Here is a 22,259-nt window from a genome sequence, read left to right as displayed (position 1 = left end):
CAGCAGCCCATCGGACGCTAGGCTTTTTCAGTGACGAACAGGCCGGATTTGCTGACGAATTCGGCAGTCAGGAATGAGGCATGCACCGAGAAGGTCGAGCCATTTGCCCGCACAGAAACGACACGCGCCACGGCTTTTAGGTTGTTGGAATCAAATTTTAGGATTTGTCCGACGCGTGCGCCATACGCCGTCAATAGGCTCACGCCGGATGTCGACAGGTCGCGTAACCTCGCCGGATAGCCTGGATGGGGCCAGCTTGGATAAATGATGATCGTTCCGGCTTTTGTGATCCTCGGCGTCGTGCGTCGGCCAATCAGCTCACCGAGGCGGTCATTCGGAATGTGTTGTGCCAGCGACAAGGGGCTTCCACAATGTATACAATGTTTGTTGCCCTGCGAAATCAGCCTACCCCGGCAAAAAAGGCACCGATAGGTTGTGGATGAGGGGGGCTGGTCGTCGTCCCCGGTATTGGGGTAACCGGAAGGATTGCGGGTTCTTGTCCAGCCGGTTGAATGGGTGTGAAATTCGCCAGTGAAGTGACTACGACCCTGGTTTTTGCGTGCATTCAGTATTTCATCGTATTGCCTGCGCCTTTGCGGGTCACTGAGGACGGCGTAGGCTTGGTTAATCAGTACGGCAGATTCGTGATCCCCGCCTAGGTCAGGATGCAATTTGAGTTTAGTCATCAAGCTGCGATAGCTTGCCTTGATGACCTCAAGTGGGGCCTCAGGTTGTACATGCAAAATGCGATAGAAATTGCGTCGATTGTTCATGGCATCGCTATCGGTCCAGCGGACAAAGCAAAAATCCCGCCTGTTGGCTTAAGAATAAATCAACATAAAGATGCATGATTGTAAAACCCTTATAAATTCGGCCTTGCCATTGTTGAATCGAGGTTTTTTAGTTTACGGAGGGCTGGTAGTTCACCGAAAAATCCTTCAAACCGACGAGTGTTGAGGATAAGTCTTCCGTATTTTCAGGGTAAAACGAATTGACGCCAACGCGGGACAAGTAAAACACTTGGTCAGGCAAAAAATGTCCGCAAGCCCTGATTTCACCTTTATAACCGTATCGGTTTCTGAGTAGCCAAGCATGGGAAAACAGGCGCCCATCGGCAAGTTCTGGAAAGTACAGTTCGATGAGTGACAAATTCGGCAAAAATTCTGCAATAGCAGTGGCGGAGTCGCTCGGTGTTAAGCGAACCCCCAGTTTTCCGTTTCGATCAAACAAGGCTTTATTGTTTTCTTTCAAGTGATTTAGGGAAACGGTGATGTCCCCATTCCTTAGGTCGGTATCGTCGGGGACATATTCCCAAGTATCGTCCGTTATCTGGTTGTCTTTAATGATTTGCATAAACTTGGTCCTTAAACGGTTCGATTCCCACGCGTTTTACCATGTCCAGGAAGGATTCTTCTTCCTGGCGCTGTTTGACATAGACATCGAGAATCGTGGTGATGGCATTGGTGACTTCGTCTTTGGCAATGGCTGGGCCCAAGCGTTCGCCGATCGCTGCTTCATTGTCGGACGAGCCGCCCAAGGTCAGTTGATACCATTCCGTGCCTTTTTTATCGACACCCAATATGCCGATATGTCCGACGCTTTGGTGGGCACAGCCGTTCATGCAGCCGGACATGTTGACTTTTAGTTCGCCGATGTCGTGGATGTAATCCATATCGTCCAAGGCTTCGTTGATTTCTTTGGCGACACCGATAGAGCTTGCATTGGCAAGCGAGCAAAAATCCAGGCCAGGGCAACAAATCATATCGGTTACCGTGCCGATATTGGGAGTGGCGAGTTTCAGCTGATCCAATTGTTGCCAAAGCGGAAATAAATCCGCTTGCCTGACATCGGCAAACACTAGATTTTGTCGGTGCGTAACACGTATTTGGCTGAAACTGTAGAGGTCGGACAAATCGGCAACGGCATCGAGTTGGGTATCGGTCATATCGCCGGGCGGCACATCGGGCGCTTTTAGCGACAGGAACACGGCTCGGTAACCTGCAACCTTATGGTCGGCCGTATTATGCTTGTACCAAGTGGCGAAGGCGGGGTTAGTGGCTTGGTGGGTAGCAAAACGGGTATTCGACGCTGCGTCCTTATCATAGGGCGGTAGCGCAAAATGTGCTTTGATGGCGGCAATTCGTTCATCCGTCAAGATAAGCGTGTCTTTGGTATGCGACCATTCTTCTTCAACTTGACGGGTAAATTCTTCAATACCCGTTTCTCTGACCAGAATTTTGATACGCGCCTTGTATTTGTTGTCCCTGCGTCCATACAGGTTGTAAATCCGGAGGATGGCTTCCAGGTATGAGAGCAGGTATTTCCTTTCCAGGTAGGGCTTGATAACTTGCCCGATAACGGGCGTGCGTCCCAATCCTCCGCCAGCCAGGATCCTGAAGCCCAGATCGCCCGCTTCATTCTTGACGATATGGACACCGATGTCATGCAGTTGGGTTGCGGCGCGGTCATTCAGGGAGCCGCTAACGGCGATTTTGAATTTGCGCGGCAGGTAGTCGAATTCGGGATGCAAGGTCGTCCACTGGCGAATGATTTCACAATACGGGCGCGGATCTTCGATCTCATCCACACACACGCCAGCCAGATGGTCGGACGTAGTGTTCCGCATACAGTTGCCGCTGGTCTGAATGGCGTGCATTTGTACACTGGCAAGGTCTGCCAGGATGTCGGGCACTGCCTCCAATTTAGGCCAGTTGAACTGGATGTTTTGGCGGGTGGTAAAGTGGCAATAGCCTTTATCGTATTTTCGGGCAATGTGTGCCAACATCCTGAATTGCTTCGTATTTAGCAAACCATAAGGGCCAGCAATACGTAGCATCGGAGCATGGGTTTGGATGTAGAGCCCATTCCTTAACCGTAATGGCCTAAATTGGTCTTCGCTGAGTTCGCCTTTCAAAAACCGTTCGGTTTGTCGCCGAAATTGGGCGACCCGTTCGTCCACAAGTTTTTGGTCGATTTCATTGTACTGGTACATAGTGGGCTTTTCGTGGCCTTTGCTGGTCGTTCATCAAGACTTTCAATCATATACTGTGCGTCTTAAAATGACAAAATTTATTGGTTTAGTGATACCATTATCGGCTTAAATTTTTCATTTTTATAATTACAGACATAAGGAAGGGGATTGTGTTGCGATTTTTATTCGTCTTATTGTTCGCGCTGTTATTGCCGGAAATGGCGATGGCCGCAGATTTTGATACATTGGGGCTGACGGGGACACAACGGGGCATTTATACGGTATTGATTTTTATCATTGCTTATGCGTTCGTGATGACCGAGGAATTTACCCATTTGAGCAAGTCCAAGCCAGTGATTCTGGCCGCCGGGATTATCTGGGCCCATGCGGCCATTCTTTCCAAAGAAGCGGGTGTTTCTGCGGAGGACATGCACAAGGCATTCGAATATAACCTGAAAGAATATGCCGAGCTGATGCTGTTTCTGCTGACTGCCATGACGTATATTAATTCCATGTCTGAGCGGGACGTGTTTGAGGCCTTGCGTTCCTGGCTGGTCAGGAAGCAATTCGGTTATCGGCAATTATTTGTGATTACGGGCATTACCACTTTCTTCCTCTCGTCCGTGGCCGACAACCTGACGGCTGCACTGCTCATTGGCGCGGTGGTTTCTGCGGTGGGCAAAGGTAATGAAAAATTCATCAGTATGGGCTTTGTGAATCTCGTTATTGCCGCGAATGCCGGCGGTGCTTTCTGTCCATTTGGTGATATTACCACCTTGATGGTTTGGCAGGCCGAATACGCTGAGTTTTTTGATTTCTTTAAATTATTTATCCCATCTGCGGTCAATTATGGCATCCCGGCAGCGGTGATGTATTTTGCGTTACCGGACGAACAGCCAGCGGCAACCAATGAAGTGGCTGTACAACTTAAGCCAGGTGCTTTGGTCATCTGCTTCATGTTTTTGGCAACGATTGCATCGGCGGTCAGTTTTAAACAAGTCCTGCATTTGCCGCCTTTCATGGGGATGATGGTGGGTTTGTCTGTTTTGATGCTTTATGGCTATTATCTAAAAATCAATGTTACCGTAGAAGGCGACAAACGTTTTACCATTTTCGATCATGTTCGCAATGCCGAATGGGATACTTTGTTGTTTTTCTTTGGGGTTGTGTTTGCAGTCGGTGGTTTGGGTTATATCGGCTACCTGGAATTGCTGTCTGGCGCGATGTACGACACGCTTGGCCCAACCACGGCCAATATCCTGGTCGGGTTGATCTCGGCAGTGGTCGATAATATTCCCGTGATGTTTGCGGTATTGAACATGAACTTGGATATGGATTTGTACCAATGGTTGCTAGTGACATTGACCGCTGGGGTGGGTGGGTCCTTGTTGTCGGTCGGTTCGGCTGCGGGTGTTGCGCTGATGGGGCAATCCGACCACAAGTACACCTTTTTCAGCCACTTGAAATGGACACCTGCCATTGCGGCGGGTTATGCGGGCAGTATTTTTGCGCATTACCTGATTAATGGCTGATAGAACGATCTAGCCAAACTGGCTGATGTTTGAATTAAGTCGGGGCCAATTGCAATTGACCCCGATTTTATTTTTATCGATAGCTTCGCTCTTGGGATTTGGTGGCGTAAGTATGGTATTTCCGCTAGAAGCGAACAGGCAATAGGGCATGGCATTGTTGCCTAACTTAAATGGTTAACCGCCGCTATTAATGGACAAGGCAATTCAAATTACGCCTGCGGACACTTCTGACATCCCCGCGCTTTGTGAGCTGTTACATCTCTTGTTTGCTCAAGAAGCGGATTTTGCACCCAATCGCGAAGCACAAAGCCGTGGTTTGGCGCGCATCATTATCAGCCCGGATGTCGGGCTTATTGTTGTCGCCCGCCAAGACAACCACGTTGTAGGCATGGTCAGTCTTCTGTACACGATATCGACTGTGCTAGGCGACCGCGTTGCCCTACTGGAAGATATGGTGGTTTCCCCCCATGTTAGGGGTGTCGGCGTGGGCTCCCTGCTTTTGGAACAAGCCATTCAATTCGCGCGTTTGAACGGATGCAAGCGTATTACCTTGCTCACGGATCGTGTTAATGCGGCGGCGCATCGTTTTTATCAAAGGCATGGCTTCAGGTTTTCTGACATGATTCCCCTGCGCCTCATCCTGAATGAATAGGCCGCCTGCAAAATTTTACAATGCGATGGCATTCGTGCACTCTCGGGAATTAAGGTCACTCGATGACAGATAAAGCAACTCTCCGCGATTCGTTGTTTAACAGGCGTATGCTGATTTGCATCTTCACGGGCTTCAGCTCCGGCTTGCCGCTGTATATCCTGATAAGCCTGGTGCCTGCCTGGTTGCGTTCGGAAGGTGTGGACCTGAAATCCATCGGCTTATTTGCGTTGATCCAATTGCCGTTCACCTGGAAATTCCTGTGGTCACCTTTGTTTGACCGATACATTCCCCCCTTGGGTCGTCGGCGCGGGTGGTTAATCATTACTCAGATTGCGTTGCTATTGGTGATTCCGACCTTTGGTTATTTGCACCCCAAGCTGGACTTATGGGCTATCGCTTACTTGTCTATCATCGTCGCTTTCTTTAGTGCCTCGCAAGACATTGTGTTGGATGCCTATCGCCGCGAGTTATTGCTGGAAGAAGAACTCGGCCTGGGCAATGCCATCCATGTCAATGCGTACAAAATTGCCGGCTTGGTGCCTGGGGCATTGTCCCTGGTGCTGGCCGACCATTTGCCTTGGAGTAGCGTCTACCTCATCACCGCCTTGTTCATGTTGCCAGGGATCGTCATGACGCTGTTGGTCAACGAACCGGAACTTAAAGGTGCGCCAAAGACATTGAGGGCGGCAGTGGTTGAGCCGTTTGAAGAATTCCGTAGCCGTGGCATAAAACCCGCATTGCTCATATTGGCGTTCATCTTTTTTTACAAACTGGGCGACAGCATGGCGACTGCCTTGGCAACGCCGTTTTATCTCGACATGGGATTCAGCAAAACCGAGATCGGCCTAATCGCCAAAAATGCGGGGTTATGGCCTAGCGTCATCGGTGGACTGTTGGGTGGTGTGTGGATGATACGGCTGGGAATCAACCGGGCCTTGTGGCTTTTCGGTGCCGTGCAAATGCTCGCTATATTAGGGTTTGCCTGGCTTGCGATGGTAGGACATAGTCACCTCTGGTTGGCAGTGGTGATTGGCGTAGAAGCGTTAGGCGTAGGATTAGGAACGTCGGCTTTTGTGGCCTTCATCGCCCGTGCTACCCATCCGCTTTATACCGCCACCCAATTTGCCTTGTTTACCAGCCTTGCCGCTGTCCCGCGCACCTTCGCCAATGCCGCCACGGGTTATATGGTGGAATGGTTAGGCTGGAACACGTTTTTTTTGATTTGTTTTTTTATTGCCATTCCGGGGATGTTGTTGCTGTTTAAGGTTGCGCCGTGGGATGAGAAAGAATAGACTGTTTATTAATCCTTCGCTTTTAAATTCTTCTTAACAATTAATGCCTTATATTACAACAGTATGAAAATCTTTGCATTAATTGGATCGATTCTGCTGAACATTGTACTAATGGCTTTAGTTACATACTTGAGCCTTGAAGGCTGTGCCGAAAAACCAAATGGTAAGCTTGGTGTGCTTTCGAAAGACTTAAAAGTAGGCTATTTCAATGGGAGGGATGCAGTTTTCACCCTGCCGAAGGGTCTTTTAGTAAGGGATGCATCGGCTACAGGTGCAGATTGGTTTGAACCACACAGGTTTCGTATCGTTGTAACTTCTGAGGATAAATTGTTGGTTGATTATTCGGAGCAAGATGAAAATAAGAACTATCAGCATGGGGAATATTATTCTGCCGACATTAAGAAGCATTAAAAAAATGATGGAATATTGTGAAACCGCTAGAACTTCTCTCAAACAGTCTTTCGAGCTCTCGCAATCAACTAGGCATTAATTACAAATCATAATCAACAATCAACGGCGCATGGTCAGAAAACCGTTCGTCCTTATAAATGCTGGTTGTTTTGATCTTGTCTTTAAGCGCCGCACTGACAATCTGGTAATCAATCCGCCAGCCGACGTTTTTAGCCCAGGCTTGTCCCCGGTTTGACCACCAAGTGTATTGGTCTCCTTCTTGGTTGATCTCCCTGAACGCATCCAGCCAATGGCCGCTGGTTAGTAACTCATCCATCCAAGCCCGTTCTTCCGGTAAGAAGCCTGAGTTTTTTTGGTTGCCGCGCCAGTTTTTTAGGTCAATTGCTTTGTGGGCGATGTTCCAATCGCCGCAAATGATGTAATCCCGCCCATTCTTCCCCCATGCCATTAAAAACGGCATGAAGCGTTCCATGAAGCTGAATTTAATGGCCTGCCGTTCTTCGCCTGATGAGCCAGAGGGTAAGTAGAGGGAAATGACGCTGAGATTGCCGAACCGCGCTTCGATAAATCGGCCTTCGGTATCCATATCCGGCCAGCCGAGACCTTCGATAATTTCCGTGGGTTTCTTTTTGCTATAGATGGCGACACCGCTGTAACCTTTTTTCTGGGCATCGTGATAATAACAATGATAACCGACCGGGCAAAAAACATCGGAATCAAGCTGGTGCAATTGCGCTTTGGTTTCTTGCAGGCAGACGATATCCGGCTGTTGGGCTTGCATCCACAGAAAGAAATTCTTGCGTTCTGCTGAACGAATACCATTGGCGTTCAGGGTAATTATTCGCATGGATTAATTTTGAGGTTGCGGTTTAACAATGGAAAACGTATCATATTGGGTTAAATTACAAGCAGTAACTTTATCAGCGGACTATAAGCTATGAAACCCGAAATTCACCCAGCATACAAACAAATTACTGTGACCTGCGGTTGCGGCAATACTTTTACCACCGGCTCCGTGCTCACTAAGGACTTGCAAATCGAAGTTTGTTCTTCCTGCCATCCGTTTTATACCGGCAAACAACGGGTTGTTGATACCGCTGGGCGGGTTGATAAATTCCGTAAAAAATACGGTAAGTAAGCTTTCCCGGTTTTAATTTTTTACTAAAAAGATGGAAGCGCTAAAACAGCGCTTCCATCGGTTTTTCCTTGATCAATTTCTTGGTTGCTTCCGCAGCCGATTTTTTGGCGGAGGAAATCGGCGATAAATTCTTAAGTGCGACACCTTTTTGGACGTATTCCGTACCTTTCATATATACGTCGTCAGGTGGATTAAATGTTGCGATCGGTGTGTCTTTAAGGGCGGTGCGCATATATTCAATCCACATGGGTAACGCAGCCGCCCCCCCTGTTTCATAATGCCCTAGCGGTTTGAAATTATCGAAGCCGACCCAGGTAGATGCGACATGTGTGGGTACGAACCCGTTGAACCATGCATCACGCTGGTCATTTGTAGTGCCTGTTTTCCCCGCCAAATCGTTGCGTCCCAGGATATTGGCATCAGTTGCTGTCCCCATTTTTACCACATCCTGCATCATCGAATTCATGACGTAGTTAATGCCAGGCGAGATAATCCTTGGCGCTTGGTTTTGGCATGCATCGCAAGCAGTTTTGGGATTGGTCTGGAAAATGACCGTGCCTTCGTGCGATTCAACGCGTTCGATAAAGTAAGGGTCCACCAAAAAACCGCCATTTGCAAAAACCGAATACATGCGGGCCATCTGCAATGGCGATGCATAGCCGCTGCCCAAGGCAAGTGATAACCCGTAAGGTAATTGTTCTTTGGCAAAACCAAAACGCAAGCCAGTGGCGATACCTTTGGCGATGCCCATTTCTTTCAGCAACTGGATGGCTACCATATTTCTTGAATAGGTTAAGCCTTTTCTAAGGCTGGTTGGGCCATAGAATTTTCTGGTGAAATTCTCTGGCTTCCAGATTCTTCCCAGGCCAGGGTCAAAGATTGCCAGCGGTGCGTCATTGACCATGCTGGCAGCGGTATAGCCTTCTTCAAGAGCTGTTGTGTAAATAATGGGTTTGAAACCTGAACCGGGTTGTCGTTTGGCCTGGATAGCGCGGTTGAATTTATTCTGGTCGAATTCAAAACCACCAACCAAGGCCAAGATAGCGCCATTAGAAGGATTAAGGGAGACAAAAGCACCTTCGACGTCAGGTATTTGTGTCAGTGTCCAGGGGCCATTTTTTATTTGACGTACCCGTATAGCGGCCCCTGCTCTCAAATAATTTTTGAGCTTATTTCCGCCCCAGGTTATTTTTTTCCATGAAATTTTGATCGGAGTGCCGCTATATAGCCGAGCGTTTACGCCGTCGTTATCAACACTGCTGACAGTGGCCGCTACCGTGTCGCCAATGAGAGGGTTGATTATTTCGGATGGCTTATTGGGGTCCGTCATGCCTTGAGCAAGGAGACGGAAGCCATGACGTTCATCGTAAGTGTGCAGCGCATTCCTAAGTGCTTGTTCAGCCGCGTTTTGCAAGTCTGGCTCTATGGTCGTAAAGACTTTTAAGCCCAATGTATAAGCTTCATCACCATATTTTTCATGGACATATTGCCTAACCATTTCGGCAATAAAAGGGGCCGAAACCTCAGAAGAGTGATATTGGAGCTTTGCCGTTGAATCCTGCGCTAAAGCGGAACCATAATCTTCCTGGGTGATGTAATTAAGCTCAAGCATCCGTTGCAAGACGTAATTTCGGCGTTCAAGTGCACGGGCCTCATCGGCTATGGGATTATACGCCGATGGTGCTTTCGGAAGGCCGGCAATCATGGCTTGCTCGGCGAGTGTCAAATTGTTCAGGTCTTTACCGTAATAAGTTTGCGCTGCGGCCACCACGCCATACGCACTATGGCCCATATAAATTTGGTTGAGGTAGAGTTCAAGAATCTTGTCTTTGGTATATTCACGTTCTATCTTTAAGGCAAGAAGGATTTCCTTAAGCTTGCGGGTAAAGGTTTTTTCATTGGACAGCAGGAAATTGCGCGTCACCTGCATGGTGATTGTGCTGCCGCCTTGTCTTTTTTTTCCGGTCAAGGCTAGCTGCAATCCGGCCCTTATAAGTCCTTTATAATCGACGCCCGGATGTTTAAAAAAATTGTCATCTTCAGCGGCAAGGAATGCATTGATGAGCTGCTTGGGGACTTCTTCGATCTTAACGGGCATACGCTTGTTGCCGCCAAACTGGGCAATCAGCCGATTATCTTTACTGAAAACGCTTAACGGTACTTCATACCGGAAATTATGCAAGGTCTTTACGTCAGGTAAGTCAGAGGACAGGCGGGTATAGGTGACGTAACTTAAAGCGGCAACGCCTATAACAACGATAACAAAAAAAATAGCGAACCATTTCAATATGCTGCCGCTTTGTGTTTTTTGGGGCACAAATAATCCTGGTGAGTTGTTATTCGGTTGGCAAGCTAGGGGTTTTAAGGGCCTCACCCGGCTTTTTGTTTCTTTAAATGCTTCAAAAAAATCAGGCAGCGAGTATAGAACAACAATAGAAACAAATAAATTGAATATTTTTTTAACATGAAAACTGAAAAGGCTACTATACTTTTCCGGGTAGAATTTTGATAGTTTTACGCTATCAGTGATTACAGCATTGCAACCTGGGATAAATAACAAATAAGGGCGTTTCATGAGCTGGTTTAATCAGAAACAGAATTCGGTGCTAGGTCTGGATATAAGCACAGCCGCTGTCAAGTTACTGGAATTAAGTAATCTTGGGACCCGATACCGGGTAGAAAGCTATGCCGTCGCGCCTTTGCCCCAAGAAGCATTTGTCGATAAAAATGTGGCCAATATTGACATGATTGCTGAAGCGGTAAAGTTGGTGGTAAAGCAATCGGGCACAAAATTAAAACAGGGTTGCGTCGCCGTTTCTGGTTCGGCAGTCATGTCGAAAGTTATTGCCATACCTGCGTCCCTGGGCGACATTGAAATTGAAGAACAAGTCATGGACGAAGCGTCACAATATGTCCCTTACGCGCTTGACGAGGTCAATCTTGATTTTGAAGTGCAGGGCGTCAATGAATCCAATCCGCAAATGCTGGATGTATTGCTGGTGGCATCCAGGAAAGAAAACGTTAACGACCGCGTTGAAGCCCTAACCAAGGCAGGTATCAAGGCAAAAATTGTCGACGTTGAGGCGTTTGCGATAGAGAACGCATTCAAGTTGCTTACCGACCAACTGGAAGGTGCCACTGAAGGTAAGACGTATGCCGTAGCGGACATAGGCGCTACGATGGCGACCCTCAATATTGTCCACGATGGGCGTACCGTTTACACGAGGGAGCAAGGATTCGGCGGAAGGCAGCTTACTGAAGAAATCCAACGGCGCTACGGATTTTCGTACGAAGAAGCGGGGCTGGCAAAAAAGCGTGGCGGGTTGCCGGAGAGTTATATTGTCGATGTTTTAGAGCCATTCAAAAAAGCCATGGTGCAACAAATTTCCCGCTCCATGCAGTTTTTTATATCATCAAGTGCGAACCGGAGTGTAGACGGAATTATTCTGGCGGGCGGTTGTGCTTCCCTACCAGGGATTGATAGCCTGACTGAGCAAACGCTGGGAATCACCGCCTACATAGCAAATCCGTTTATCAGCATGGCGCTTTCCAATAAGGTAAAACCACAAACTTTGAGTGCGGATGCACCGGCAATGATGCTGGCTTGCGGACTGGCATTAAGGAGTTTTGATTAATGGCAAAAATCAATCTACTCCCATGGCGGGAAGAACTGCGCCAAGAAAAGAAAAAGGAATTTTTATCCTTGCTGGGGTTGGCCGCCTTAATGACTGTCATCGTAATGGGTTTGGTTCACCTTTACATGCTTGGGCTGAAAGAACACCAAGGGCAAAGGAACAAATTATTGCAAGATGAAATTGCCCTGCTGGACACGAAAATTGTCGAAGTAAAGAGTATTGGTGAAAGGAAAAGCAAGCTGCTTTCCAAAATTGACCTCGTGCAACGGTTGCAGGAAAGTCGGCCAGAAATCGTCCATTTATTCGACGAGATCCCAAGGACTACGCCAGACGGGGTGTTTTTGACCAAGTTCACTCAATTAGGCGCAGACATAACCTTCGATGGTAAAACCCAGTCCAATGCCAGGGTTTCGGCTTTCATGCGGGCCGTTGAAGCCTCCTCTTGGTTGCGGACACCCAAGCTTGGGGTCATTATTTCGCCCGATAAAACTAATGTAGAGCAAAATAGCGACTTTACCCTGCGGGCCACGTTGGGTAAGAAGATCACAGAAGCGAATGAAAAGGTAAAACGATGAACCTGTCGGAAATAAATTGGGACATAAACGCTTCAGGGACATGGCCTTTCCCCGTCAAGGTAGCCATAGCCGCGCTAATTTGTATTGTGGTGGGTGCAGCCGGCTTTTACCTGGATACGGCAGGGCAAATAGAGGAACTTGAAGCATTAGAAAAACAAGAAGTTGACCTAAAAAGCGATTTTGAAAGCAAACAAAAAAAAGCGGCCAACCTCCAGGATTACCGGGATCAGCTGGCACAAATAGAAACATCCTTGGCTATCATGATCAAACAGATGCCAACAAAAGAGGAAGTGGCTAGCCTGTTGGTCGATATTTCCCAAACCGGCTTGGCGAGCGGGTTGGAATTCAGGTTGTTCAGGCCGGGTGCGCCGATTGCGCGGGATTTCTACTCGGAACTGCCCATCAATATACAGGTCGTCGGCAAATATGAGGAACTAAGCCTGTTTGTCAGCGGGTTGGCGGCACTGCCCAGAATCGTTACTGTGCATGATGTGAAAATCTCACCGGTCGGCAAGGATGATACGATGTTAATGGATGCAACAGTCAAGACATATAACGAACAATTAACAGAAGTAAGCACTCCCGGAGTAAGAACAAGGGGAGGTAAGTAATGGGTGAAAAACAGTTATATGTTATAAGCCTTAGGTGCCTAAATTGGGTGCTGTTCTCGCTGGTTATCTCGATTGTGCTAGTTGGTTGTGGCGATGACGGCTTTTCTGATCTTAAGCAATACATAGCGGACGTTAATGCCAGGCCTAAGGGAACCATTGAGCCGTTACCGGAAATAAAGACAGTCGAACCCTTTGTGTTTAAACCGGAAGGGTTACGTGACCCCTTTAAACCCATTAGCGAGACCCAAGAAGCCGATGAGGCACAAGTTGCTGCCGGAAACGGCATTAAACCTGACACCTCAAGGCGTAAAGAAGAATTGGAGGCATTTCCGCTTGATAGCCTGAGAATGGTGGGTACAGTCGTCATGAAGGGCAATTTATGGGGCTTGGTAAAAGCGAGCGATAAGACTATTTATCGTGTACAAGTCGGCAACTACATGGGCAAGAATTACGGGAAAATTATCCGCATATTGACCGATAAGATTGAATTAATGGAAATTGTTCCTGACACGCCTGGCACCTGGCGAGAACAACAAACTTCATTAGCTTTAACAGAGTGATTTTGAGGGTAACAAATGAATATTAAACAGGGTGATATGATGGGTGGCAGAATGGTGCGACATAGGGATGCGTACATTTGTTTGAGCGTATTGTTATTGATGTTCCAAATTACTTTTGTTAATGCTGCTGGTCTTGCTATTTCGAGTATTGACGTTGCTTCAATGCCTGGGGATAAACTACAGATACAGATGGAAATGACTGGGCCTGCCATTGCGCCCAAAGTCTTCCAGACTGATAATCCCGCACGGATAGCGTTGGATTTTCCGGGTGTAGCCAATGGCCTTGAGAAAAAAATGTTCCCTATAAACCAAGGTTCAGTGAGCAGTATTTATGTGGCGGAAGCGGCGGATAGGGTTCGCGTGGTGGTTAATTTAGCGGAATCTATGCCATTTGACACCAAGATTGAAGGCAATAGGGTATTGCTGTCTTTAAAGCATTCACAATCAGCCCAGCACATGCCCGTTGCGTCGGTCACTCGACCATTTATAAGAAAATCGACACCATCTTCGGTCGCAGCAGGCCTAATACCTGAGCAAGGCATCAGGGGCATCGATTTCAAGCGTGGCGATAATGGCGAAGGGCGTATCCTGGTTTCTCTGGAAAATCCCGATACCATCGTAAATACGCGCGAAGAGGGCGGCAATGTCGTCCTAAGTTTTGTCAACACGCGGCTTCCCGATAACTTGGCTAAGCGCCTGGACGTTTCTGAATTCGCAACACCGGTCAAAACGATTGCAGCAACCTCTTCAAGCCGGGAAACGACCATCACCGCAGGGATGCAAAATAGCCTGTATGATTATTCCCTGTTTCAATCCGAGGGCTTGTTGACAGTTGAATTTCGTCCTTTGACAAGTGAAGAGAAAGAAATTCTCGATAGCAAAAGGGAAAAATACAAAGGGGACCGGTTATCCCTAAACTTTCAAGACATTGACATACGCAGCGTAATCGCCATCTTGGCTGAGTTTACCGGGCAAAACGTGGTGGCTGGCGATGATGTGGCCGGCACCATCACCTTAAAAATGGACGACGTGCCTTGGGATGAAGCGCTGGATTTCATCATGATGACCAAGGGCTTGGAAAAATTTGAATCGGGCAATGTCATCCTGATTGCGCCAGTCGGCAGGATTAAAGAATACAAAGAAAAACAAGAAGCGACAGAAAAAGTCGTTGAGCAACTGGAACCTTTGGTAACGGAGTACATTAAAATCAATTATGCCCGGGCGGAAAATTTCAGGAATTTGTTGAATGGGCTGGATACCGGGGCTTTTGGCGCTTGCGGGTCTGGGCTCACTGGTTCCGGCTCGACCTCTGGTGGTGCGACCACAGCATCCGCGAGTTCATTGACACCGGGCTCACAAAGCTACGGTCAAGGTCAACAAGGCCAAGCTCAAGCCCAAGGTCAAGGAGGTAACGCCCAAAATGAAAGATTCAAGATCCTGTCCGGCCGTGGTTCGGCCGTTGTCGATGCCAGGACAAACACCTTGATCATTCGTGAGACGGCAAAGAAATTGGAAGAAGCCAAAAAATTAATTCGTAGGCTGGATCTGCCCGTACGGCAAGTGATGATTGAAGTCAGGATAGCGGCTGCAAATAATAATTTTGCGAAGCAACTGGGCGTAAGGTTTGGCGTGGCAAAACAAGGCAGCGCAGGGGACGGTAAAAAATTTGCGATAGGCGGTCTTGGGACTCAAGGAAACAGCACGTCTGGTGCTACCACTGTCACAGATACGCTAGTGGAGTTAGGGACTACGGCTAATCCTTACGGTGCATTAGGAATGACGCTGGCGAGAGGGGCTGACTATGTGTTAAATCTTGAATTGTCGGCCTTGCAAGATCAGAACCAAGGTGAATTGCTGTCAAATCCCAGGGTGTTGACATCAGATCGGTGCAGGGCAACCATAAAGTCCGGTGTGCAAATTCCCTATCAAACGACGAGCGGCAACCTAGGTACCACGACCATCTTTGTCGATGCGGCATTGGTGCTGGATGTGACGCCACAAATTACGCCGAGCGGTAGCGTGGTGATGGCATTAAGGGTCACAAAAGATGCGCCATCTATCGTCGCCGGGGCGACAGCGCCCGGTATCAATACCCAGCAACTGGAAACGAATGTCCATGTCATGGATGGGGAAACCGTCGTTTTGGGAGGGGTATTTCAAGGGACTCTAAACAATAACCTTAATAAAGTGCCGTTTTTTGGTGATTTACCAGGCGTAGGTTTCTTGTTTAAGCGGACAATAAAGCAGGACGACAAAAATGAGTTGCTAATTTTTGTTACGCCGAAAATCGTAAAAGACAATGTGGCGGTAAACTGACCGCTTCAACTCGGGACGAAAAAGGGGCATAATGCCCCTTTTTTAATGCGTTGTAATATAGCCCAGATGACCTCGGAGAATATATACCTGATAGGCCTTATGGGCGCTGGTAAAACCACTATTGGCAGGCAATTGGCGAAAGCCCTGGCCGTGCCGTTTTACGACAGCGACAAAGCCATCGAAGAGAATACGGGTGTCGATATTCCCACCATCTTTGAATTTGAAGGCGAACAAGGTTTCAGGGATCGCGAGCAGAAAATGATCGAGAAGTTGACCCAATTGCAAGGCATCGTGCTGGCAACTGGCGGTGGTGCAATTTTACGGGAAGAAAACCGGAAGCTGCTTAAAGAGAATGGTTATATCGTCTATTTGCAATGTTCTGTGGATAGGATATTGGAGCGTACCCGCAGGGATACCCAGCGGCCTTTATTAAAGGCGGATAACCCTAAGGAGAACTTGCAATATCTGTTTGAGCAGCGACAAGCCTTATATTTGTCCTGCGCCAATTTCAAGATAGATACCGGTGTCCTCAAGAGCAAAACTGTAGTCAGCCGGATTTTGGAAGATTACAGGGCGGTCAATCAAGCAAGCCAATAAGAAATGAACACACTTCAAGTAGCGTTAGGTGAACGCAGTTATCCCATATACATAGGTCCTGATTTGCTGGATCAGGTTGAATGTTATGCACGGCACATTAAAGGTAAGCAAGTGCTGCTGGTGACGAACGAAACGGTTGCGCCCTTATATTTGCACAGGGTTTTGATGCAACTTAGGGCGTACAATACGGCACAGGTCATCCTGCCAGACGGGGAACAATACAAGTCGCTGGATGTCCTCAACCAAATATTCGATACCTTATTGGCAAACAAATTTGGCCGGAATGCGACCTTGATTGCCTTGGGTGGCGGCGTGATAGGGGATATGGGCGGATTTGCGGCAGCGTGTTACCAGCGCGGCATTCCCTTTATCCAAATACCCACGACCTTGCTGGCGCAAGTGGACTCCTCTGTCGGTGGGAAAACGGGAGTCAATCACCCGCTTGGCAAAAATATGATCGGCGCATTTTATCAGCCGCAGTGCGTCATCGCTGATACCGGTGTCCTTGATACGTTGGATGATCGCCAATTGTCCGCCGGACTTGCTGAGGTCATTAAATACGGCCTTATTAGGGATGCTGAATTTTTTGACTGGTTAGACGATAATATGGATGCGCTGTTAGTTAGGGATAAGAAAGCGCTGGCATACGCTATAGAACGCTCCTGCATGAATAAAGCGGAGGTCGTTGCGGAAGACGAGACCGAGTCGGGCATTAGGGCAACTTTGAATTTGGGCCATACCTTTGGCCATGCGATAGAAACAGGGCTGGGTTATGGTGAGTATTTACATGGTGAAGCGGTTGCCATCGGGATATGCCAAGCGGCGGATCTATCAAGACGGAAAGGCTGGTTAAGCGATAACGAGATGGGAAAAATAAAGGCGCTGTTAAAAAAGGCAAGGCTTCCCGTGTATCCGCCGGACGCTCTTAGCACTGAGCAATTTTTGCAATTGATGTCGGTAGACAAGAAAAATGTTGATGGCGAAATTAGGCTCATTTTGCTAAAAGCCATTGGGCAAGCTACGCTGCCTGTTGGCGTTGATGAACAGTTATTGCGTTTGACCCTAGAATCTTACAAAAGCTGATTATTTTGAAAACCCAACTCAATATGCAAAGGACTGTGACGGTTTCCGGCAATCCGTTAATTAGCAGGGAACGCGTCCAGAAGCTTGAATTGCTGACACATCTTGTCGCCAACTTGGCGCATACGGTTATCATTTGTGGGCCGGAAGGCGTTGGCAAGAGCCGGTTGCTCAAGAGATTTCAGGAAACCACTACCGAATCCTGGATTTTTTGTTGGCTAAAAGGCGACAATTCATTAAGCATGGAAAAGATTCAGGAAATATTGGGTGAAAATATCGCCCAGTATATGCCCGACCTTAAATCGTTGCCTCTGGCAAATGCGTTTGACAAAATTGCTGCCCGTCATAATAAAATCGTTTTAGTGATTGATGATGCCGGAAACTTGGCGCCCGGGTTGATTGAAAAAATCATTTCCTATGCGGAAAGAAAGCCCGTTTTAAGGGTCATTCTCACATTGACGCACAGTGAAATATATTTAAAGAACGGCACGGATCCCGCGATTGATGATTGTTATCAAATCGACATCCCGCCATTGTCTGAAAAACAATGCGGGGATTTCCTGGAATATTTATCGACTTTGCCTAACCCACGTATCCAGTTCAGTGCCATCAACGAAAGTATGGTTGCTTCGCTTTATCGTGAAACGCATGGCATACCTGGGAATATACTGGCCCATTTACCAGCAACCGATGACAACAAAAAGGATTATTCCAAGACTATCTTGTTTTCTGCCGTTGCTGTATTAATTGTTTTGGCATTGGGTGTGCAGTGGTGGAGTTCCAGGCCCAAAAAAGCCGCCCCAGAAACTACCGTAGCCATAGCCACCCCGAAAACTAAGCCAACTATTCAGCAGCCAGCAGTTCCGGCGCAGGCCGTTCAACCGCAAACTGTTGCCCAGGCACCGGAAATCCCTGCGTCCCAAGCTACCTCATCCCAACCCCAAAAACCTGTGGAATCATTGAATAATGCCCCATTAACCGGCATCAGGAATGATGTCATCAATGACATGCACAGCCGGGAGGCTATTGAAGAAGGTTTGAAACATAACGATACCCCATTACAAGCACCCCATCCAGCACCTGTCGTAGCCCCCCCCAGTCAACCTTTAGCCAATGATACGCCAAAGGCGGCAGAAATAGGTGCGGATTCAGGCCGTCAGGTTCAACTTGATCCTTCGGTCGCGCTGGATGCCGGTGAACGATGGCTATTAGAACAGCCCATTGAAAACTACACGCTACAACTTATGGCCTTATCAAATGAACAAGCCATCATCCAAGTTATGCAAAGGCATCAGGCAGTAGGGCAAAACTTGCGCTACCTAAAAACTAAAACTAGAAGCGGCAGGGACAGATTCGTCTTGCTTTACGGCTCGTTCGCCAGCCCGGAACTGGCTAAAGCGGACATAAACACGTTGCCCAAAGAGTTGCAGAAAACTTGGTTGCGTAAAATAGGCGTAGTCCAATCTGAAATCAACGCCACAATCCCAACCGATACGCCTGATTAAAATGACGACACTAAAAAACGATACCTTTATCCGGGCGTTATTGAAACAGCCGGTGGAATACACGCCGATATGGATGATGCGCCAAGCTGGACGTTATTTGCCGGAATACCGGGAGGTTAGGGAGCAGGCGGGTAGTTTCCTTAATCTGTGTACCAACCCTGAGTTGGCCTGTGAAGTTACCCTGCAACCCCTGCGGAGGTTTGATTTTGACGCGGCAATTTTATTTTCCGACATCCTGACCATCCCCGATGCGATGGGTTTGGGGTTATATTTTACGGAAGGCGAAGGGCCTAAATTCAAGAATCCGGTGAGGACAGTAGCCGACATCAACAACCTGCCCATCCCCGACCCTGAAACGGAGTTACGATACGTGGTCGATGCCGTTCGGTTAATCAAAAAAGAATTACGGGGCAGCGTACCGCTCATCGGGTTTTCCGGTAGCCCATGGACATTGGCAACCTATATGATTGAAGGGGGCAGCAGCAAAAGCTTCCAAAAAGCCAAAAGCCTGATGTATGAACAGCCCAAGTATCTGCACATCATGTTGGATAAGCTGGCCTTATCGGTGGCAGCGTATTTGAACGCGCAGATTGCCGCTGGTGCGCAGGCCGTCATGTTATTCGACACCTGGGGAGGGATGTTAACCTCCGAAGATTATGCGGAATTTTCATTGTATTATGCCAAACAAGTGCGGTCGTTGTTGAATACGGAGACAGGCGAACATAAAATTCCCACCATACTGTTCACTAAAGGCGGCGGACAATGGCTGGAAAGCATGGCTGATGCTGGCTATGACGCATTAGGCCTGGATTGGCAAACAGACATTCAATTGGCCCGTGCCAGGGTAGGCGATAAGGTCGCGCTGCAAGGCAATATGGATCCGATTACGCTGTACGCACAGCCCGATTATATTGTCGATAAAGTTAAAACTATCCTGGAAAAATATGGGCAAGGCTTCGGTCATGTATTTAATTTAGGGCACGGTATCCTCCCGGACATCAATCCCGATCACGTCAAAGCGATGGTGGATGCCGTTCACCAATACAGCCCGATGTATCATAAGTCCTGATAAGGAATTCCTAAGCTCTCCCCATGGGAGAGGGCTGGGGCAAGCGAATAGCAATTGATTTAAAAATCTTCACCTGCACATTTTCCGAAGAGAGGAATGTTGATTATGAAAGCGAAACAGTTTCTGACCATTGCATTACTGGTCAATACGGGTTTTATTTTTGCGGAAAGCAAGCAAACCGAGAAATCGGTGGATATAGTCGTAAACAGAAGCCCAACCTGTAGTTGCTGCGGGAAGTGGGTGGAACACCTGGAACAAAACAACTTCAATGTGAAAGACATTGTCTCAGGCGATGTGCAAGCCATCAAAAACAAGTACGGTATTACCCAAGACCTGGCCTCATGCCATACTGCCATTGTTGACGGCTATGTCGTTGAAGGTCATGTTCCTGCAAGCGATATCAGGACGCTGTTGAAAAATAAGCCTGACATTGTCGGCCTTACCGTTCCGGGTATGCCTAATGGGACGCCGGGCATGGAAATGGGCGGAAAAAAAGACGCTTACGAGGTTATCGGTTTCGACAAAAAAAATCAGCATCACGTATTTAACAGTTATCAGGCCGAGTGATGGTTCTTGTTGGCGAAGTTGGATGCACAAAATCATTCTGGTGCCACGAGCCATCCGATAACAATTGGATTTGCGCGAAAAAGACTTTGTACGCCAGTGCGAATACAGTTCGTTTACCGAACTGCCAATTTGTAGGGTATATGGTCATGAAGCTGGAAATTTCTTCCTAAAATGCTTGCCTTATTCGGGTGTATAATTAACAGGCGGCGTAGGTGGAAAATATTTCGGCGTTAAAAAATGGCGAGTTTATGAAGGCTTCTTTTATAAGGTGCGAATCAGGGTTGTCTTAGCGAAAACTTCCATTACTTAATGCAATAAAAGTTGAGGGAAAAACCGATATCATACCCAATGATATGTTTTAAAATTGTCCGCACCTCCCAGCATTGGTTTCGACTTAAATTTAACCGCGCTTGAAAAGTGCAAGGGTGGTTATCGAGATAGAAGTGTACGCGATCCCGAATTCCTGAGTTATTAAAGGAATCGTCAATTAAAAGCCGATGTAGCTCAGTTGGTAGAGCAACTGATTCGTAATCAGTAGGTCGTGGGTTCGACTCCCATCATTGGCTCCATTTTTTCAACGAGTTAGCGATATTTTAGTTACTGTATCCGGCTCACCGTGCCAAAAACGTGCCAATTTTAATCTGGTTGGCACAGGTTTTCGGCATAGTGGGCCAGGTGGTTTTGCCCAAGGTGACCATACCGACGCACCATGTCCGCCGATTCCCAGGCACCCAGTTCCTGGAGCGCATTCAGCGGCGTCCCGTTTTGCACATGCCAAGAAGCCCAGGTATGCCGAAGGTCGTGCCAGCGAAAGCCAGTGATCCCCGCCCGCTTCAATGCATTCCGCCAAGCTTTGGTGTTCACCTGTCGCACTGGCTTGCCTTCGTAAGTGAACACCCGTGTTGGATGCCTGCCTATCTGCCGCGTGAGAACCGACATAACCCCTGAATTTAACGGCACCGAAATTGGTTTTCTCGCCTTTGCCTGATCGGCATGGATCCAAGCGAACTGTCTTTCCAGGTCAACCTGTGCCCATTCAAGTTGGGTCACGTTGGCTTGCCGCAACCCGGTCGCCAAGGTAAACCGCACCATCTCCGCCAAATGATCTGGCAATTCCGTGATGAGGCGGGCAGCTTCTTCGTGCGTAAGCCAGCGAACCCGCCGTTTGGGTTCTGGCAGCAACTTGAACTTCGGGACTTTATCCAGCCAATCCCAATCCAATGCCGCCCGCCGGAGGATCGCCCTGACCACAGCCAACATCCGGTTTACCGTGGCATTGCTGACCCCTTCCTGTTTCCGCCGCACGACCAAGTCATCGAGTATGTCGCGGGTAATGCTGTGCAGCATCAAACTGCCCAGGTAAGGATCAAGCCAACGTAAATGACCGATGTCGTCTTTCTGCGTTGCTTTATGGCTGGTTTCATCCAGCCAGCGTAACACCGCTTCCTGCCAACCCCGTTCCGGCTTTTCGCCCAATTTCTGGACATTCCAGGTTTTCGCCTTCAATTGGTCGGCGAATTCCTGTGCTTGCTTGCGGTTTTCAGTCCCAGTCGAAACGCGTAGGCGTTTGCCGTTGGGCGTGGTAAAACGCGCCCACCAGAGTTTTGAGTCTTTTCTTTTAAAGAGCATAATGCCTGACCTCCTTGCCTTGCATCCCCACCAGTATTGTAGAGGCTGCGCAGCCAATTAATCAAATCGTCTTCGATGAACACCCAACATTTCCCTGGTTTGGCCGCTGGAATTTCGCC

General features: G+C 48.1%; 21 protein-coding genes and 1 tRNA gene. 16 read left to right on the top strand and 6 right to left on the bottom strand.

The window, feature by feature from the left end; translation table 11 throughout:
* Positions 1-17: 17 nt before the first annotated feature.
* From MGMO_RS13100 to MGMO_RS13085, 3 genes are all read right to left on the bottom strand, one after another.
* Positions 18-773 carry a DnaJ domain-containing protein gene (locus MGMO_RS13100; RefSeq protein WP_023495541.1) on the bottom strand — a complete coding sequence of 252 codons (756 nt, stop codon included), beginning with the start codon at positions 771-773 and terminating at the stop codon, positions 18-20.
* 127 nt (positions 774-900) lie between these two features.
* Positions 901-1,353, bottom strand: coding sequence for a DUF934 domain-containing protein (locus MGMO_RS13090; protein ID WP_023495540.1), 453 nt, complete (start codon positions 1,351-1,353; stop codon positions 901-903).
* Positions 1,340-2,992, bottom strand: a complete 1,653-nt coding sequence (locus MGMO_RS13085; RefSeq protein ID WP_023495539.1) for a nitrite/sulfite reductase — start codon at positions 2,990-2,992, stop codon at positions 1,340-1,342. Before MGMO_RS13085 ends, MGMO_RS13090 begins: the two co-directional genes overlap by 14 nt.
* A gap of 152 nt (positions 2,993-3,144) precedes the next feature.
* On the opposite strand from MGMO_RS13085, the gene nhaD reads away from it, so the two are divergent.
* From nhaD to MGMO_RS13065, 4 genes are all read left to right on the top strand, one after another.
* Positions 3,145-4,503 (top strand): sodium:proton antiporter NhaD, encoded by a 1,359-nt coding sequence (gene nhaD, locus MGMO_RS13080; protein ID WP_051384050.1) that lies wholly within the window; start codon positions 3,145-3,147, stop codon positions 4,501-4,503.
* A 190-nt stretch (positions 4,504-4,693) separates the two neighbouring features.
* Positions 4,694-5,155 (top strand): GNAT family N-acetyltransferase, encoded by a 462-nt coding sequence (locus MGMO_RS13075; protein WP_023495537.1) that lies wholly within the window; start codon positions 4,694-4,696, stop codon positions 5,153-5,155.
* A gap of 62 nt (positions 5,156-5,217) precedes the next feature.
* Positions 5,218-6,447: an AmpG family muropeptide MFS transporter gene (locus MGMO_RS13070; RefSeq protein ID WP_023495536.1), complete on the top strand. Its 1,230-nt coding sequence runs from the start codon at positions 5,218-5,220 to the stop codon at positions 6,445-6,447.
* A 63-nt stretch (positions 6,448-6,510) separates the two neighbouring features.
* Positions 6,511-6,858 (top strand): hypothetical protein, encoded by a 348-nt coding sequence (locus MGMO_RS13065; protein ID WP_023495535.1) that lies wholly within the window; start codon positions 6,511-6,513, stop codon positions 6,856-6,858.
* 79 nt (positions 6,859-6,937) lie between these two features.
* On the opposite strand, the gene MGMO_RS13060 is transcribed toward MGMO_RS13065, so the two are convergent.
* A complete protein-coding gene (locus MGMO_RS13060; protein WP_023495534.1) occupies positions 6,938-7,705 on the bottom strand; it encodes an exodeoxyribonuclease III in 768 nt (255 codons plus the stop codon).
* Between the two features lie 90 nt (positions 7,706-7,795).
* Here MGMO_RS13060 and rpmE point away from each other — a divergent pair, with 90 nt between their 5' ends.
* Complete coding sequence (gene rpmE, locus MGMO_RS13055) at positions 7,796-7,996, top strand: 50S ribosomal protein L31 (protein ID WP_023495533.1); 201 nt, start codon at positions 7,796-7,798, stop codon at positions 7,994-7,996.
* A gap of 40 nt (positions 7,997-8,036) precedes the next feature.
* On the opposite strand, the gene MGMO_RS13050 is transcribed toward rpmE, so the two are convergent.
* Positions 8,037-10,313, bottom strand: coding sequence for a penicillin-binding protein 1A (locus MGMO_RS13050; protein WP_023495532.1), 2,277 nt, complete (start codon positions 10,311-10,313; stop codon positions 8,037-8,039).
* Between the two features lie 256 nt (positions 10,314-10,569).
* Here MGMO_RS13050 and MGMO_RS13045 point away from each other — a divergent pair, with 256 nt between their 5' ends.
* The 11 genes from MGMO_RS13045 to MGMO_RS12995 all read left to right on the top strand — a co-directional run bounded on the left by MGMO_RS13045 (position 10,570) and on the right by MGMO_RS12995 (position 21,080).
* Positions 10,570-11,631: a pilus assembly protein PilM gene (locus MGMO_RS13045; RefSeq protein WP_023495531.1), complete on the top strand. Its 1,062-nt coding sequence runs from the start codon at positions 10,570-10,572 to the stop codon at positions 11,629-11,631.
* Positions 11,631-12,206: a PilN domain-containing protein gene (locus MGMO_RS13040; protein WP_023495530.1), complete on the top strand. Its 576-nt coding sequence runs from the start codon at positions 11,631-11,633 to the stop codon at positions 12,204-12,206. The genes MGMO_RS13045 and MGMO_RS13040 overlap by 1 nt, the downstream gene beginning before the upstream one ends.
* Positions 12,203-12,817, top strand: coding sequence for a type IV pilus inner membrane component PilO (locus tag MGMO_RS13035; protein ID WP_023495529.1), 615 nt, complete (start codon positions 12,203-12,205; stop codon positions 12,815-12,817). The genes MGMO_RS13040 and MGMO_RS13035 overlap by 4 nt, the downstream gene beginning before the upstream one ends.
* Entirely contained in the window at positions 12,817-13,377 is a 561-nt protein-coding gene (locus MGMO_RS13030; protein WP_023495528.1) for a pilus assembly protein PilP, read from the top strand. Before MGMO_RS13035 ends, MGMO_RS13030 begins: the two co-directional genes overlap by 1 nt.
* Positions 13,378-13,392: 15 nt before the next feature.
* Positions 13,393-15,693 carry a type IV pilus secretin family protein gene (gene pilQ, locus MGMO_RS13025; protein ID WP_023495527.1) on the top strand — a complete coding sequence of 767 codons (2,301 nt, stop codon included), beginning with the start codon at positions 13,393-13,395 and terminating at the stop codon, positions 15,691-15,693.
* A 45-nt stretch (positions 15,694-15,738) separates the two neighbouring features.
* Positions 15,739-16,290: a shikimate kinase AroK gene (gene aroK / locus MGMO_RS13020; RefSeq protein ID WP_407656525.1), complete on the top strand. Its 552-nt coding sequence runs from the start codon at positions 15,739-15,741 to the stop codon at positions 16,288-16,290.
* A gap of 3 nt (positions 16,291-16,293) precedes the next feature.
* Positions 16,294-17,373 (top strand): 3-dehydroquinate synthase, encoded by a 1,080-nt coding sequence (gene aroB, locus MGMO_RS13015; RefSeq protein ID WP_023495525.1) that lies wholly within the window; start codon positions 16,294-16,296, stop codon positions 17,371-17,373.
* Positions 17,374-17,378: 5 nt separating this feature from the next.
* Positions 17,379-18,875 (top strand): AAA family ATPase, encoded by a 1,497-nt coding sequence (locus tag MGMO_RS13010; RefSeq protein WP_036307998.1) that lies wholly within the window; start codon positions 17,379-17,381, stop codon positions 18,873-18,875.
* Position 18,876: 1 nt separating this feature from the next.
* On the top strand, positions 18,877-19,944 hold the full coding sequence (gene hemE / locus MGMO_RS13005; protein ID WP_023495523.1) for a uroporphyrinogen decarboxylase: 1,068 nt from the start codon (positions 18,877-18,879) through the stop codon (positions 19,942-19,944).
* A gap of 105 nt (positions 19,945-20,049) precedes the next feature.
* The gene (locus tag MGMO_RS13000) at positions 20,050-20,511 is read left to right on the top strand and encodes a DUF411 domain-containing protein (RefSeq protein ID WP_023495522.1); all 462 of its coding nucleotides are present in this window, start codon (positions 20,050-20,052) and stop codon (positions 20,509-20,511) included.
* 493 nt (positions 20,512-21,004) lie between these two features.
* Positions 21,005-21,080: transfer RNA gene (locus MGMO_RS12995), tRNA-Thr, on the top strand.
* 67 nt (positions 21,081-21,147) lie between these two features.
* Here the strand turns inward: MGMO_RS12995 and MGMO_RS12990 are convergent.
* A complete protein-coding gene (locus MGMO_RS12990) occupies positions 21,148-22,140 on the bottom strand; it encodes a tyrosine-type recombinase/integrase (protein ID WP_023495521.1) in 993 nt (330 codons plus the stop codon).
* Between the last annotated feature and the right edge of the window lie 119 nt (positions 22,141-22,259).

The sequence above is a fragment of the Methyloglobulus morosus KoM1 genome (assembly GCF_000496735.2).
Taxonomy (GTDB): domain Bacteria; phylum Pseudomonadota; class Gammaproteobacteria; order Methylococcales; family Methylomonadaceae; genus Methyloglobulus; species Methyloglobulus morosus.
This window is presented reverse-complemented; position numbering and strand designations above follow the sequence as displayed.

Bases quoted from the DNA above. Each gene is read 5' to 3' on its own strand.
- hemE (WP_023495523.1), top strand. From the start codon at position 18,877: ATGACGACACTAAAAAACGATACCTTTATCCGGGCGTTATTGAAACAG.
- MGMO_RS13030 (WP_023495528.1), top strand. From the start codon at position 12,817: ATGGGTGAAAAACAGTTATATGTTATAAGCCTTAGGTGCCTAAATTGG.
- rpmE (WP_023495533.1), top strand. From the start codon at position 7,796: ATGAAACCCGAAATTCACCCAGCATACAAACAAATTACTGTGACCTGC.
- MGMO_RS13045 (WP_023495531.1), top strand. From the start codon at position 10,570: ATGAGCTGGTTTAATCAGAAACAGAATTCGGTGCTAGGTCTGGATATA.
- MGMO_RS13090 (WP_023495540.1), bottom strand. From the start codon at position 1,353: ATGCAAATCATTAAAGACAACCAGATAACGGACGATACTTGGGAATAT.
- MGMO_RS12990 (WP_023495521.1), bottom strand. From the start codon at position 22,140: ATGCTCTTTAAAAGAAAAGACTCAAAACTCTGGTGGGCGCGTTTTACC.
- MGMO_RS13100 (WP_023495541.1), bottom strand. From the start codon at position 773: ATGAACAATCGACGCAATTTCTATCGCATTTTGCATGTACAACCTGAG.
- MGMO_RS13085 (WP_023495539.1), bottom strand. From the start codon at position 2,992: ATGTACCAGTACAATGAAATCGACCAAAAACTTGTGGACGAACGGGTC.
- MGMO_RS13065 (WP_023495535.1), top strand. From the start codon at position 6,511: ATGAAAATCTTTGCATTAATTGGATCGATTCTGCTGAACATTGTACTA.
- aroK (WP_407656525.1), top strand. From the start codon at position 15,739: ATGCGTTGTAATATAGCCCAGATGACCTCGGAGAATATATACCTGATA.
- MGMO_RS13000 (WP_023495522.1), top strand. From the start codon at position 20,050: ATGAAAGCGAAACAGTTTCTGACCATTGCATTACTGGTCAATACGGGT.
- MGMO_RS13060 (WP_023495534.1), bottom strand. From the start codon at position 7,705: ATGCGAATAATTACCCTGAACGCCAATGGTATTCGTTCAGCAGAACGC.
- MGMO_RS13070 (WP_023495536.1), top strand. From the start codon at position 5,218: ATGACAGATAAAGCAACTCTCCGCGATTCGTTGTTTAACAGGCGTATG.
- MGMO_RS13035 (WP_023495529.1), top strand. From the start codon at position 12,203: ATGAACCTGTCGGAAATAAATTGGGACATAAACGCTTCAGGGACATGG.
- MGMO_RS13040 (WP_023495530.1), top strand. From the start codon at position 11,631: ATGGCAAAAATCAATCTACTCCCATGGCGGGAAGAACTGCGCCAAGAA.
- aroB (WP_023495525.1), top strand. From the start codon at position 16,294: ATGAACACACTTCAAGTAGCGTTAGGTGAACGCAGTTATCCCATATAC.
- MGMO_RS13075 (WP_023495537.1), top strand. From the start codon at position 4,694: ATGGACAAGGCAATTCAAATTACGCCTGCGGACACTTCTGACATCCCC.
- pilQ (WP_023495527.1), top strand. From the start codon at position 13,393: ATGAATATTAAACAGGGTGATATGATGGGTGGCAGAATGGTGCGACAT.